Annotated in this window: 13 protein-coding genes; 7 read left to right on the top strand and 6 right to left on the bottom strand. The window is 61.6% G+C overall.

Annotated features, from left to right (window positions below; genetic code table 11):
* Genes INT12_RS13255 through INT12_RS13235 form a run of 5 tightly spaced genes read right to left on the bottom strand, consistent with a single transcriptional unit; the run spans position 1 to position 5851 of the window.
* Positions 1-1740, bottom strand: coding sequence for an ABC transporter ATP-binding protein (locus tag INT12_RS13255; RefSeq protein ID WP_017845647.1), 1740 nt, complete (start codon positions 1738-1740; stop codon positions 1-3).
* A complete protein-coding gene (gene spt, locus INT12_RS13250) occupies positions 1737-2936 on the bottom strand; it encodes a serine palmitoyltransferase (protein ID WP_046383325.1) in 1200 nt (399 codons plus the stop codon). The genes INT12_RS13255 and spt overlap by 4 nt, the downstream gene beginning before the upstream one ends.
* Positions 2923-3186: an acyl carrier protein gene (locus tag INT12_RS13245; protein ID WP_017845645.1), complete on the bottom strand. Its 264-nt coding sequence runs from the start codon at positions 3184-3186 to the stop codon at positions 2923-2925. Before INT12_RS13245 ends, spt begins: the two co-directional genes overlap by 14 nt.
* Before the next feature lie 32 nt (positions 3187-3218).
* Positions 3219-4127, bottom strand: a complete 909-nt coding sequence (locus INT12_RS13240; RefSeq protein WP_017845644.1) for an NAD-dependent epimerase/dehydratase family protein — start codon at positions 4125-4127, stop codon at positions 3219-3221.
* The gene (locus INT12_RS13235; RefSeq protein ID WP_226926182.1) at positions 4127-5851 is read right to left on the bottom strand and encodes a fatty acyl-AMP ligase; all 1725 of its coding nucleotides are present in this window, start codon (positions 5849-5851) and stop codon (positions 4127-4129) included. The genes INT12_RS13240 and INT12_RS13235 overlap by 1 nt, the downstream gene beginning before the upstream one ends.
* A 378-nt stretch (positions 5852-6229) precedes the next feature.
* On the opposite strand from INT12_RS13235, the gene INT12_RS13230 reads away from it, so the two are divergent.
* The 7 genes from INT12_RS13230 to INT12_RS13200 all read left to right on the top strand — a co-directional run bounded on the left by INT12_RS13230 (position 6230) and on the right by INT12_RS13200 (position 13127).
* On the top strand, positions 6230-7354 hold the full coding sequence (locus INT12_RS13230; RefSeq protein WP_169883513.1) for an N-acetyltransferase: 1125 nt from the start codon (positions 6230-6232) through the stop codon (positions 7352-7354).
* Positions 7338-8168: a nucleotidyltransferase family protein gene (locus INT12_RS13225; protein WP_046383321.1), complete on the top strand. Its 831-nt coding sequence runs from the start codon at positions 7338-7340 to the stop codon at positions 8166-8168. Before INT12_RS13230 ends, INT12_RS13225 begins: the two co-directional genes overlap by 17 nt.
* Positions 8169-8235: 67 nt before the next feature.
* Complete coding sequence (gene lptF / locus INT12_RS13220) at positions 8236-9309, top strand: LPS export ABC transporter permease LptF (protein ID WP_017845640.1); 1074 nt, start codon at positions 8236-8238, stop codon at positions 9307-9309.
* A complete protein-coding gene (gene lptG, locus INT12_RS13215; protein WP_046484133.1) occupies positions 9306-10385 on the top strand; it encodes an LPS export ABC transporter permease LptG in 1080 nt (359 codons plus the stop codon). The genes lptF and lptG overlap by 4 nt, the downstream gene beginning before the upstream one ends.
* A gap of 56 nt (positions 10386-10441) precedes the next feature.
* Positions 10442-11371 (top strand): diacylglycerol/lipid kinase family protein, encoded by a 930-nt coding sequence (locus INT12_RS13210; RefSeq protein ID WP_193058868.1) that lies wholly within the window; start codon positions 10442-10444, stop codon positions 11369-11371.
* Positions 11372-11380: 9 nt separating this feature from the next.
* Positions 11381-12346, top strand: coding sequence for a hypothetical protein (locus tag INT12_RS13205; RefSeq protein WP_079443726.1), 966 nt, complete (start codon positions 11381-11383; stop codon positions 12344-12346).
* Between the two features lie 19 nt (positions 12347-12365).
* The gene (locus INT12_RS13200) at positions 12366-13127 is read left to right on the top strand and encodes an aspartyl/asparaginyl beta-hydroxylase domain-containing protein (protein WP_017845636.1); all 762 of its coding nucleotides are present in this window, start codon (positions 12366-12368) and stop codon (positions 13125-13127) included.
* A 51-nt stretch (positions 13128-13178) separates the two neighbouring features.
* Here INT12_RS13200 and INT12_RS13195 read toward each other — a convergent pair whose 3' ends face one another.
* Positions 13179-13673, bottom strand: a complete 495-nt coding sequence (locus INT12_RS13195) for a RimK/LysX family protein (protein WP_026139856.1) — start codon at positions 13671-13673, stop codon at positions 13179-13181.
* Positions 13674-13812 lie beyond the last annotated feature (139 nt).

The raw sequence follows: 13812 nt of genomic DNA, 5'->3' as shown, positions 1-13812 counted from the left end.
TCAGCGGCCTCCCGTGCCATGGCTCAGAGCGGGACGCGGCAGCGGCGCATGCCCACCTGTCACGACCTTGAATTTACCCTCGACCAACTCGACAACCTTGTCCGCCACCTCGATCAGGCGCGGACGGTGCGACACGGCGATAATGGTGATGTTCGGCGTCAACGCCTTGAGCGTGGCGCAGATGTCAGCTTCGGATTCGGCGTCCAGCGCACTGGTGGCCTCGTCCAGGATCAGCAGGCGGGGCCGGTGCGCGAGCGCGCGGGCGATAATGATTCGCTGGCGCTGACCACCGGACAGTTGGCCGCCCCGCTCCCCAACCCGCGTGTGCAGGCCGTAATCCAGGCCCTGCACGAATTCCCAGGCGCCGGCCTGACGCAACGCATGCTCGGCATCGGCTTCGGTCAATGACGGCTCACCGAGGGTGACGTTGGCCAGCACACTGTCGTGTAGCAGCAGGGTTTCCTGGGTCACGTAGCCAATCATCCGGCGCCAACTGCGCCGTTGCAGATCGCCCAACGCCCGGCCATCCACGCGGATGCTGCCGTCTTGAGCCACCAGCAAAGCGCACAGCAGGTCAAGAACCGTGGTTTTGCCGGTGCCCGACGGGCCAACCAGCGTTGTCATGGTGCCCACCTCGAAACTCACGCTGGCCTCGTCGAGGACGCGTCGACCGCCGTAGGTAAACGAAACCTGATCGAACACAATGTTCCGGGCCAACGTTGGCTGGAGGCTGCCGCCGGCGGGTTCGCGCTGGGCCTCGGCTTCTTCCACCGCCTCGCGCAGGGCCCAGAACGCGCTCTCCTGCCCGACCATGCGGTGATAGCGCTGCTGCGCCTTGTGCATCAGCCCAAGCACGCGCACGACCATGAATATCAGCACCATCACCGAGGACATCGGCAGCTTCCAGATCACCAGGCCGGCGTACAGACCGCCTGCGGCCAGCAGCGCCAGCAGCGGCTCCTGCAGGGCGCGCAGGGTCTCGCGACTGGTGACTTCCTTTTCCATGGCAATGTTGAGCTCGGTCGCCTGGCTGCGCAGCAGCGAATCGGCGATGTCCTCGCGGGCCATCGCCTTCAGCGGTTTGACCGAACCCAGGGTGTCGCTCAGGTTGATCAGCAGTTCGCGCATCAGCCCGGTCTGGCTTTTGCCGGCCTTGCGCGAGGTTTTCACCAGGCCTCGCAAGGCCAGTAAAATGGTCAGGCCCAGGGCAATACACACCAGGGCGGCCTGCCAGGACACCACGAAGGCAATGATGGCGTAGGCAATGGCCTGAATCGTCAGGGCCACCATGTTGGCGGCGTGCTCGTAGGCCGTCGAGGCACGGAACGCCTCGGTGGCCACGGCGTTGGCCAGGGCCCCGCCCGGCTGACGCAGGTAATGCTCCCATCGGCTGCCCAGCGTGGCATTGATCAGGTCGACACGCAGGTCCGTGGCTACGTGTGCCACGGTGTAGCCCACCTGACGGTTGGCCAGCAGAATCAGCAGGCTGGTCAAGGACATGCCGACCACGATGATAATCAACAATACGGTGATGGAGGGCTCCAGCCCTACACTGTGCAGCACGCTGGCAACATGGCCGGCCACCATGCTTGAGTGGCCGCTGTCACCCAGCATGACCGACACCAGGGGCAGCATGGTGGTCAGGCTCGCGCCCTCCACCACACCGGCGACCACCAGGCTGAGCAGCATCAAGATAGTGCGAAGGGGGTAGGATTTGCCGAATGCCAGGATGATTCTCATGCCACCGACTCCAGGATATCGCTGTCACGCAGGGCGGCGAAGGCCTCCACCATGACGTCGATTTCCTGTTCCGAATGGGCCGCGCTGACACTGCACCGCACCAGCGTGATGCCCGCAGGCGCGGCCGGCGGCAGCACCAGGTTCACGTACACCCCGTGCTCGATCAACGCTCGCCAGAAGCGCACGCCCTGCTCCTTGGTACCGATCATCACCGGCACCACCGGGCTGGCGTGCGGGCCCACCTGGTAACCCAATGCTGCCAGGCCGTCATACAGGCGATGGGCGTTTTGCCACAGCTTTTCGCGCAACTCAGGGGCTTGTGCAATGGTCTGCAGCGCCGAACGCACGGAGGCAATGGCCGATGGCGACGGCGAGGCGGTGAAAATATAAGGACGACTGGCATAGCGCAGCACTTCCATGCCGCGGTCATTACCCACCGCAAAGCCGCCAATGGCCGCGAGGCTCTTGCTGAACGTCCCGAGGATGATATCGACGTCCTGCTCCACATCCAGCGCCTGGGCCAGGCCACGGCCAGTCGCGCCCATCACGCCGAAGGAGTGCGCCTCGTCCAGCAGCAGGTAACCACCCAGGCGGCGCTTGATCTCGACGATTTCCTGCAGCGGAGCCACGTCACCGAGCATGCTGTAGATGCCTTCGACGATGATCAGCGCATGCTTGGCCTGTTCGCCGAGGCGCACCATGCGTCGCTCAAGGTCCGCGGCGTCGTTGTGACGAAAGCGGATGATCTGCGCCCCTCCCAGGGCGCATGCATCGTAGATACTGGCGTGGCAATCGGCATCGAGCAGCACCACGGCCTTGGGCGTCGCCAGGGCGCTGATGATGCCCAGGTTGGCGACATAACCGGTGGAGAAGACAATGGCGGATGGCCGCTCGAAGAACGCCGCCAACTCCTGCTCCAGTGCCACGTGCCCGCCGTAACTGCCGTTGGCCATGCGCGAACCGGTGGTGCCAGTGCCCTGCTCGACCAGGGCAGCCTGGGCGGCGGCAATGGCCTGAGGGTCAAACGTCAGGCCCAGGTAGTTGTTGGTACCGGCCAAAATGACGCGACGATTGCCGATGCGTCCCTGGGTGGCGCAATGGACCTCATCGATGCAGGTGCCAAAAGGGTTGAGGCCGTCGTCCTGGAACGCTTCGCGCTCCTGTGCCAGGCGGGAAAAACTGTCATACAACCCCATGATGCTCCTCCAGGTAGATCATCAGTGCGTCGGTGAGATCGGCGGGTGTGCTGACATCGATCAGGATATTGATTGGGATAGACAGGTCGAACTGGTCTTCCAGCATCATCAGCAAGTCCATGATCTTGATGGACTCAAGGCCCAGGTCTTCGATCAGGTTGCTGTGCAGGCCTACTGGCCGTTGCTTGTCGGCGGTCAAGCCGCTCAGGCATTCCAGGATGTAGTCGGTGACGACTTCGCGCTTCAACATAAAAAGAGTCTGATATCTGTATGAAAGTGGGATCAAAACAACCGTTCACGCAACGCGTGTTCAAGCTCGATGGCCGGGTACCAGCCCAGGTCCTTCGAGATAAGGCGGTTGCTGGATGACCAGTCGGGATGGATAAGCTCGTTGACCTTGCTCGGCGTCAGCATGGGCTCGCCACCTGCCAGGCGATGCCAGGCCAGGTTCAGGCGTGACAGCTGCAAGAGTAAGGCTGTGGGAACACCGATCAGACGCACCGGCCCGCCGCGTATCAGCGCCCCCATGGCGGCCAGTTGCTTCCAACCGTAGCCATCCTTGGCACCGTCATTGATTTCGTAGCGCACGGCATGAATGGCCTCCACGTCCAGCCAGCGCAGGGTGGCCTGGACCAGGTCTTCCACATGCAGAAAAGACAGCCGTGCATCGGCATGGCCAAGCCGGGGCAGCCAGCCACGCAGCAGTGCCGACAGTACCGGCTGCAATTCGCTGTCGCCTGGCCCATAGACGGCCGTAGGCCGGAAAATGCTGATGGGCATGTCGGCGGCCGCCTGGAGGGCAGCGACTTCGGCATCGAACTTGGACTCGGCGTACCACGACAGGTGCGGGTACCTGGCAGCCAGCGAAGAAAACAACAGGAAACGCTCGCAACCGGCAGCCTTGGCTGCCTGCACCAGGCGCCGGGTGCCCTCGACGTTACAGCGCTGAAACACTACGCGGCTGCGACCACGCACCTGGCCAGCACAATGGATGACTGCACTGGCGCCGCTGACCAGCCTGGCCAGCGATGCCTCATCTTCCAGCGACCCGCGCACCCACGTCACGGCGTCCAGGCTCGCCACCGATCGGCGGGTCAACGCACGCACGGCGATACCGCGCGCCAACAGGGCCTGCAGAATGCGCCGGCCGATAAAGCCGGTGGCCCCCGTGATTGCCACGGTCAGGCTCATCAGGCGATGGCCGCGGCAGGCAACGCAAGAGCGTCGAGCATGCTCAGGTAGCGACGTTTGGCCTCAGCACGTGCCGGTTTGCCGGATGAGGTACGCGGAATGCTTTGCGGCGGTACCAACTGAATGTCGACGCTGACGCCGAACTCACTCTGGATGCGCCCCGACAGCGAGCGGACCATTTGCTCGCGCGATGCGGGCGAGGTCACCCGGCACTGGATCTGCATCACCACCACCGACTCATCACCGCGCGACGTCACGAAGGCGATCGCATCGCCCGGCCGCACGCCAGGCTCGCCCTCGGCCACGTGCTCGATATCCTGAGGCCAGATGTTGCGCCCGCGAATGATAATGAGGTCTTTCTTGCGGCCGGTGACATGTAGATTGCCCTCGAACAAATAACCCAGGTCGCCGGTGCCCAGCCATTGGGAGGCCTGCAGTTGCGAGTCAGGGTCGCGGAAATAGCCACTCATCAGGCTGGGGCCGGCAATGAATATCTGCCCCACCTCGCGCTCGCCGAGCACCTCACCCTGGGCGTTGCGAATTTCCAGCCGGTGCCCGGGCAGGACCGCCCCGCAGTTCACGAACGTGCTGACGGCACGTGTGCGTGACGTGGGCGGTACGGCCTTGCCGCTGTGCTCCAGTACATCGCGATCGATCACATCGGCCCGCAGGCCTTTGGGGGTGTCGGCAAAGCTGACCGCCAGGGTGCTTTCCGCCAGACCGAAGCACGGCATGAACGCCTCTGTCGCGAAACCTGTTGCCGCAAAACGTTCGGCAAATTGCGTCAGTGCCTCGAACGGGACCGGCTCTGCGCCCACACCAGCAACCCGCCAACTTCTCAGGTCAAGCTCGGCCAGGTCCTTGTCACTGCAACGCCGCAGGCACAGGTTGTAACCGAACGGTGGCGCCACGGACACCGTGCCACGATTGCGGCTGATCAGCTTCAACCATTGCAAGGGGCGCATGGCGAAGTCCTGCGTGCGCAGGTAGTCGACCGACAGTTGAGTGGCGACGGGTGTGAGGACGAACCCCACCAGGCCCATGTCGTGATAGAAAGGCAGCCATGAAACGCAGCGGTCGCCTTCGCGCAGCTTGATGCCGTCACGACTGATAACCTGCAAGTTGGCCATGACCGCGCGCTGGGTAATCACCACGCCTCGAGGAAAGCGGGTGCTGCCCGAGGTGTACTGAAGGTACGCCACATCGTCCGCGCCAGGTGCCTGCAATTCGACCTCGGCCTCTGGCAGCGCGTCGATGTCGACACCACTGAGCAAGGGCATCGGCGGCATATCGGCAGCGGCCTCTCGCACCAGCGGCAGCCATTCCTCGCCACCGCACACCGCAGCCGGGCTGCAACTGTTCAGCAACCCACGCAGCTTGTCCACGTAGGATGAATGCTGGCCAACCCCCATGGGAATGGGCAACGGCACGGGGATCAGCCCCGCGTATTGGCAGGCGAAGAACACTTCGACGAACGTGGCATTGGTGTCGGCGATCAGTGCCACCCGGTCGCCCCGCACCAGCCCCAAGCCGAGCAGGCGACGTGCGCCCATCAGGGCGCGCCGTTTCAGCATGCGGTACTCGAACGAACTGACCAACTGACTGCGTCGGTCATAAAAGTTCATGCCGGTTTGACCGGTGGCGGCATAATCCAATGCTTCTACCAGACTTTCAAAGTCTGCGTGACGCATGGGTATGGAATGATTTGAGCTTGTTTCTGACATATACAGCACAGCCATTAGATGAGAACCTTCGGCCTGATCGCATGACGGCAAATCCACCCGCAACATTTCATTTGGCCGATGCATTTATCAGGCGACAATAAGATAGGAAACAGCGCATCTGCGCCGCAGCCAGCAAGCGATTGTTACCTGCGCAGTGTTCAAGTTCTGATTGAATCAAATTCGGCGCGAAGATTAACAGGAGTTGTTTTCTGAACGACTATTCATTTATCAGATACCCGCCATCTGAAACAGCGATGAAGATTTTATATACAAACTTAGTTAATAGCGGTTTCATTTACGCCGCATTTGCGGTGATCAACCGTGCGTTACGTTAATTAAGTTAACACCCCCTCGAAGTTAGTTGGATTTAGGTCAGCCATGATTTCCATAGAACAGGTCAGCGACAAGGCTGGTTTAAAAGCCTTCATCTCCCTGCCCTCCCACTTGTACGCAGACGATCCCCACTGGGTCCAACCCCTGCATGTGGAACGTATCGAGCATCTGTCGGCGAAGAACCCGGCATCGGACCATATTCACTGGCAGGCCTGGATTGCGCGACGCGGCGGTGAAGTGGTGGGCCGCATTACCGCTCAGGTGGATTCACTGCATCGTGATCTGCACGGCATGGACACCGGCCATTTCGGCATGCTCGACGCCATCGATGACGAGGCAGTGTTCAGCCTGTTGACTCATACGGCGGAGACCTGGCTGCGCAAACAGGGCGCCCACCGAATCACCGGCCCGTTTGGCTTGAACATCAATCAGGAAAGCGGCCTGCTGGTCGACGGGTTCGATACACCGCCGTCGGCGCTGATGGAGCATGGCAAGCCCTACTACGCCGCGCGCCTGGAGCAGCAGGGCTACGCCAAGGGCATGGACCTGCTGGCTTACTGGATGCGACGCACCGACCTGTCCTTCACCCCGGCGCTGACATCACTGATGGACTGCATGCGCGGTAGAGTCACCATCCGGCAGCTTGACCGCAAGCATTTCGCACGGGAAATGCAGGTACTACGCGCCGTGTTCAACGATGCCTGGCAGAAAAACTGGGGGTTTGTACCGTTCACCGAACGTGAGTTCGACGAGATGGGCGCGCAACTGAAATTCCTGGTGCCCGAAGACATGATCTATATCGCCGAGGTCGACGGTGAGCCCTGTGCCTTCATCGTTGCCCTGCCCAACATCAACGAAGCCATCGCCGACCTGGATGGGCGCCTGCTGCCATTGGGCTGGGCCAAATTATTGTGGCGTCTGAAAGTCAGTGGCGTACGCACCGCGCGGGTACCGCTGATGGGTGTGCGACAGCAGTACCAGTTCAGCCGAATGGGGCCGATCATCGCACTGTTGCTGATCGAAGCCTTGAAGGCGCCGTTCGAGAAACGTGACATCGAAGCACTGGAAATGTCCTGGATCCTGGAAACCAACACCGGTATGCGGGCGATTCTGGATCGCATCGGTGCCGCCCCCTACAAACGGTATCGCCTGTATGAAAAAGCAATTTGAACCACCGCGTTTCGACGCGCTGGTGCTGGGTGCGGATCGCCATGGCCATGACCCGGTGGCTGCGCTGGGCTCGGCGGGTTGCAAGGCGCTGACGCCAATCGCAGGGGTGCCGATGCTGCACCGTGTGCTGGGCGCTTTGCACGACAGCGCCCAGGTTGGCCGGGTAACGTTGATCGGGCCTTCGCTGGCGCTGCTGGAGAAGGACCTCCATGTACGGTCGATGATCCTCAGCGAGCAGTTGAGCTTTCTGCAACCCCAGGCAACCCCGGCTGCAAGCGTCGCCCATGGCCTGGCCAGGCGACAACACTGGCCATTGTTGGTGACGACCGCCGACCATGCCTTGCTGCGCGGCGACATGGTCGACTACTTCCTCACCCAGGCAGCCGCCCTGGATTGTGACGTGGCGGTTGCCGTGACGCCCCTGGAGACAGTGCTGCAACGATTCCCCGGCACAGCCAGAACGGCCATCCGGCTCAAGGGTGGCCCGTATTGCGGCAGCAACCTGTTCGCCTTCCTCACCCCACAGGGTGCCAAGGTGGCGCAGTACTGGCGTGGCATGGAAGAAGCGCGCAAGCGTCCCCGACAAGTTGTGGCCCGTGCGCTTGGCCCGCTGGCTACCGTGCGCTACCTGCTGGGCGAACTGTCCCTCAAGCATGCGCTGAACCAGCTTTCCCGGGTGCTCGGCGCACGCGTGGGCGCTGTGGTCATGCCCTTCCCGGAAGCGGCGGTGGATGTGGATTCAGCCAACGACTTCGCGCTGGTGGAACGCACCCTGCGCGAGATGGCCAAGGACCACGGGCGCCCTGCGGCCTGACCGACTCACCCGCTTCATTCCCCTTTTTACTGTGCACGGCTGATGCCGCGTTGAAGGCTTGCGGTACATGCTTACGATCGAGCGCTACATCATTTCCGAAGTACGCCGTCCTGTGACGATGATGGTTGGCTTCCTGACCTTTGTTTTCGCCAGTTACTCGGCCGAACGCTACCTGACGGAGGCCGCCAATGGCACCCTGGCGCTGGGGGTGGTCCTCGACATCGTTTTCTACAAAGTGCTGATCGCGCTGGAGATGCTGCTGCCCGTCGGGCTGTATGCCTCGGTGGCCATCGCGCTGGGTCGGCTATACAACGACTCGGAAATCACCGCCATCCTGGCGTCCGGCGCCAGCCCGTTGCGTATCTACCGGGCCATTCTGATCATCGCCACACCGCTGGCCCTGGCGGTGGCTGCGCTGTCGTTCTACGGCCGGCCCTGGGCCTATACGCAAACCTATCAACTGGAACAGCAATCGCGCTCCGACCTCGACGTCAGTCACCTGCAGGCCCAACGCTTCAACCTCAACGATGACAACGGCCGGATGATCCTGGCCCAGCACATCGACCCGGACACCAACCAGCTCACCGACGCGCTGATCTACGACCCGACCGAAGGCAAAAGCCGCGTGCTGCGCGCCAACGTGGCGACCATCACCGATCCCGACCCCACGACGCCGGCGCTGACCCTGCAACAGGGCACCAGTTATACGCTGGAGCATCGCGGCAGCAAGGACAGCACACTGAATTACAAAGCGTTGCTGCTACACCTCAAGCCGGTGGAACCGACCGATGAGTCAAAGCGCAAATCCACCCCCAGCGCGACGCTGGCCATGTCGGCCATGCCCCAGGACAAAGCCGAACTGCAATGGCGTGAAAGCCGCGGCCTGAATGCCATTCTCATGGCCCTGCTGGCCGTGCCGCTGAGCCGGACCGCACCACGCAAAGGCCGGTTCTCAACCCTGCTGCCGATCGCGATCCTGTTTACGGTGATCTTCTATGCCGGCAACCTGTGCCGCACCCTGGTAGCCAATACCGCCCTGCCCCTGATCCCGGGCCTGTGGCTGGTCCCCCTGCTGATGCTGGTTGGTCTGGGGGCCTTGATGGCTCGTGACCTGCGGCTGCTGCCGAGGTTTTCGCGATGAGCCTTTGGGGTCGCTACCTGGTCAGGAACGTGTTCGTGGGTTTCGGTGCTGCCGCTGCGCTGCTGATTCCGTTGTTCACGACTTTTGATCTGATCAGCGAACTCGACAATGTCAGCGCTGGCGGCTACCGCTGGACCCAGGCGGTGGCGGTGGTGCTGATGACGCTGCCCCGTCGCCTGATCGACCTGGGGCCCTTCATCGCCCTGTTGGGCGGCATCGTCGGCCTGGGCCAACTGGCGGTCAGCCAGGAGCTCACGGCCCTGCGCGCCGCTGGTGTGTCCATCGTGCGTATTGCCCTGGCGGCCGTTACCGCAGGCGTGCTGCTGACCGCCAGCCTGGCAGCACTGGATGAATGGGTAGCCTCACCGTTGCAGCAGCGCGGCCTGCAGATGCGCAACGCCGCCATCACCAGTTCCGATGAGGCAGTCAATGCCAAGGGGACGCTGTGGGCCAGGCGCGGCAATGAAATCGCCAGGATCGACAGCGTGGCCGCGCACAACCGGCCCATGGGCATCGAGATATTCCACTACAACCCGGACAACACCCTGGTCAGTTACATTCACGCCGACAATGCCAGCGTATCCCAGGACGGCAGCTGGACGCTCAACCAAGTCAACTTCAAGCAATGGAGCAACGGCGAAGAAACGGTCCGCGAGTTGGATAGCCTGCAATGGACGTCGATCTTTTCCAGTATTCATCTCAAGGAGCTGACCCTGCCCAGCGACAGTTTTTCCATCAAGCAGTTGAGCCGCTACATCCACTTTCTCAAGGCCACCGATCAACCGGTCGATCAGTACAGCATCGCCCTGTGGCAGAAGTTCGGCCGGCCGATCCTGACGCTGGCGATGATCCTGCTGGCGGTACCCTTCACCTTCGTGCAACAGCGCGACCCCGGGATGGGCAGCCGCCTGGCGGTGGGCGCTGTCGTCGGTCTGCTGACCTATGTAGGTAATCAGATCATCGTCAACCTGGGGCTGCTGTTTGCCCTGAATCCGCTGTTGACCACCTTGTTGCCACCGCTGTTTATTCTGGGCGCGGCATTGATGCTGGTCTATCGCTTCGACCGAAACGCCTAGGCAACGTCATGAACATCAACCCACCTTCAATTGCTAAGCCACGATGCATCGGCGTTTTGATCAACCCCCTCAGCGGCCGCGTCCGTCGCCAGCAGGCACGCATGTGCCGCCTGATCCATAGATTGCCCCGCGCCCGCGTCGCGCAGGTGCGCACCCCGGCCGAGGTCGAGACTGCCATCGCCAGCTGGGCGCTGATGGAAAACGACTTGTTGGTCGTAGTGGGCGGGGATGGCACGCTGCAGGCGGCGCTCACCAGCCTGCTGCAAACCCCGGGGGCGAAAGTCCCCAAGGTGTTCATCGTCCCCGCAGGCACCACCAACATGAGTGCCAATGCCATCGGGTTGCGTGGCAGCCCACTCAGGGCAATCAAGGCACTGACGCGCTGGCTGACCCATGACGACCACACCGCGCGGGAGAAACCCACGGCTGTACTGCAAGTGTCTGACTCGCACACCCGGCGAGCACAATGCGGCCTGTTCTTTGGCGCGGGTTCAATCGTCACCGGCGTTCGCTATTTTCATGAACGGGTTCGCCCCACCGGCCTCAAGGGGCTGGCAGGGCCATTGACCGCCTTCGTGCGCATGCTGCTGGCGTTGTTTTCCCGCACGGCCAGCCATCTGCTGCCGACCGTCAACGCCCCTATCACGGTGAACGGCACGACACGCGAGGCGCCATGGCTGCTGGTATTGGCCACCACCCTCGACAAATTGCTGCTGGGCAGCACGCCATTTTGGGGCGCCGAGCACCCGCCCATGCGCCTGACCGCCATTGCCCAGGCCCCTGCCCGCCTGTGCCGGGCCTTGCCCGCCGTACTGCGCGGGCGACCCAACGCGGCCATGCGCCAGGATCCGGGCTACCTGAGCCACAACGCCCAGCACGCCAGCATTGACCACCTGCACGAATACCTACTGGACGGCGAGATATTCCCGGTGACCGGAACACTGGAAATCAAGGCCAGCCCGCCCGTGCGCTTCATCACCTTGTAAGGACATTCCATGATTGAGATTGAACGGGACCCGGCGACACTCCCCCTGTTCGAGTTGGTGAGCCGTGAACTGGCGCGCCCGGTGGACCAAGACCTGCACGCACTGACTGAAGCGCTGATGGCGCGGTTCGGCGCAGGCATCTCAGCGATCCTGTTCTACGGTTCTTGCCTGCGCACACGCACCACCGATGAGGGGTTGATCGACCTGTACGTCCTGGTGGATCACTACCAGGACATCCACACCTCCCGGCTCAGTCAATGGGCCAACGCCCTGCTGCCGCCCACGGTGTTTCTGTTCACGGCCACTGATACCGCCGGCAAAACCCTGCGCGCCAAGTGCGCCATTCTTTCGGTGAGCGACTTTGAACAAGGCACCCATAGCTGGTTTCAAAGCTACCTGTGGGCGCGTTTTGCCCAGCCTAGCCGCCTGGTGTTCAGCCGCACGCCCGCCATCCAACGGCGCGTGGAGCGAGCGGTGTGCCGCGCGGCCTTGCGCATGATCAGCGAAACGGTCTCCCTGCAAGCTCCCTTGTTCAACAGCGACACGTTCTGGACCCGCGCTTTGAGCTTTACCTACGGCAGCGAACTGCGGCCCGAAAGCAGCAACCGCCCGGCACTGATTACCCAGCAGAATCAAGGCTACCTCGCCGCCCTCCTGGTCGCGGCCGCCCAGGTCGATGGCGTTGGCTTTGCCGGGTCGATGACCGACGAGCTGTATATCAACCACAGCACCGCTGAACAGCAGCGACGGCAGGCGCGGCACTGGCGGACCCGGCGCATTCAGGGCCGGGCATTGAACCTGGTGCGCCTGATCAAATCGCTGTTTACCGTCAAGGGCGCAGTGGATTACGCCATCTGGAAACTGGAGCGCCATTGGGGCGAGCCGATCAAACAGCCGGAACGGTTGCGCCGCTATCCGCTGGTGTTCTGCTGGCCGCTGCTGTGGAAGCTGTTGAAACAACGACCTCATACATGAAACCGACAGGATATTTCCCATGAGCACCAGGAAGACGGCTTTGACCCCCAAGAAAAAACGCAAACATCGTCCCAGCGTCGCCATCGGCCTGTGGATCATCAAACGCCTTGAAAATCTGATACGGCGCAGCTCTACGGTGGGTAACACGCCGTTCTTTGACCCGGCCATCTTCGCCTGGACCCGGGAGCTGGAATCCCGGTCGGCGGTGATTCGCGCCGAGCTCGATGCCGTGCTGCGCAACAGCGATGCCATTCCCAGTTTTCAGCAGATATCCAAAGACCAGGCCAGACTGACCCAGGACGACCGCTGGAAGACATTCTTCCTCTACGGCTATGGCTACAAGATCGACGGCAATTGCGCCCAGTGCCCACAAACGACCCAGGCCATCGAGGCCATCCCGGGCATGTACACCGCGTTTTTCTCGATTCTCAGCCCCGGCAAGCACATTCCCCCCCACCGCGGGCCTTACAACGGATTGCTGCGGGTGCATCTGGGGTTAATCATCCCGCAACAGGCCGAACAGTGTCGTATAGAGGTGGGTGATGAGGTCCACCATTGGCAGCAGGACAGTTGCCTGGTATTCGACGACACTTACAAGCATCAGGTCTGGAACGACACTGACGAGCGGCGCGTGGTGCTGTTCCTGGATGTGCAGCGGCCCCTGACATTACCAGGCCGCTTACTGAACCGGGTGGTGCTCAAGCTGATCCAGTGGTCGCCGTTCATACAGGACGCGCGCAGGAATCAGCAGAACTGGGATCGCGGGATCCTCAACCAGTAAATCATCGCCAATCAGGCTCCGGGGCTCCCCCGACGCCTGATTGGCGCGGTATCACGGCTTGCAATCAGGCTTGAGGGTGTCGAATCGCGACGCATCAACCAAGCCCAGGTGCGCAAGCACATCACGCCCCAGCTTGACCGGCGAACCACCTTTGCTGTGGGTTTTCAGCATAAGGTCCTCGGCGTATACCTTGTCACCCAGGCACAGCGACATCCGCACCAACTGATGCTGAGTGCTGCCAAAGGCGCTTTTGGTTTTTTCGGTGCGCAGTACTTTCCTCTCCAGCGTCAAATCGGTCGTGCCCGTCAATGCGTGCATCACCGGTACACTGAAACGCGCCCAATTCTCACCATTTTTCTGGAATAGAACGAGGTCATGAACTTCAATGGAAGACTTCGGCGAAGTGGGACTAAGTTCGACCTCCACACTCCCTTGCTCAGGTTGAATCAGTGCCTTTTCCTGCCAACCGAAAACGGCGGCCTGGGTCAATTGCGGAATAATCAATGCCAACATAAAGCTGCTTAAAACTGTGGTATAGCGACGCATTATTTCACCCGACGCAAATAGTAATTTCAGATAATGCAACAATAAAGCCCAATAACAGGCGCCCTGTGTTCAGCGCACTTTATCATCCGCTCTTATTTTACAAAATTAAATTATACCTAGCGCTAAAATATACACGCAC

The organism is Pseudomonas sp. K8 (genome assembly GCF_014889455.1).
Lineage (GTDB): Bacteria > Pseudomonadota > Gammaproteobacteria > Pseudomonadales > Pseudomonadaceae > Aquipseudomonas > Aquipseudomonas veronii.
This window is presented reverse-complemented; position numbering and strand designations above follow the sequence as displayed.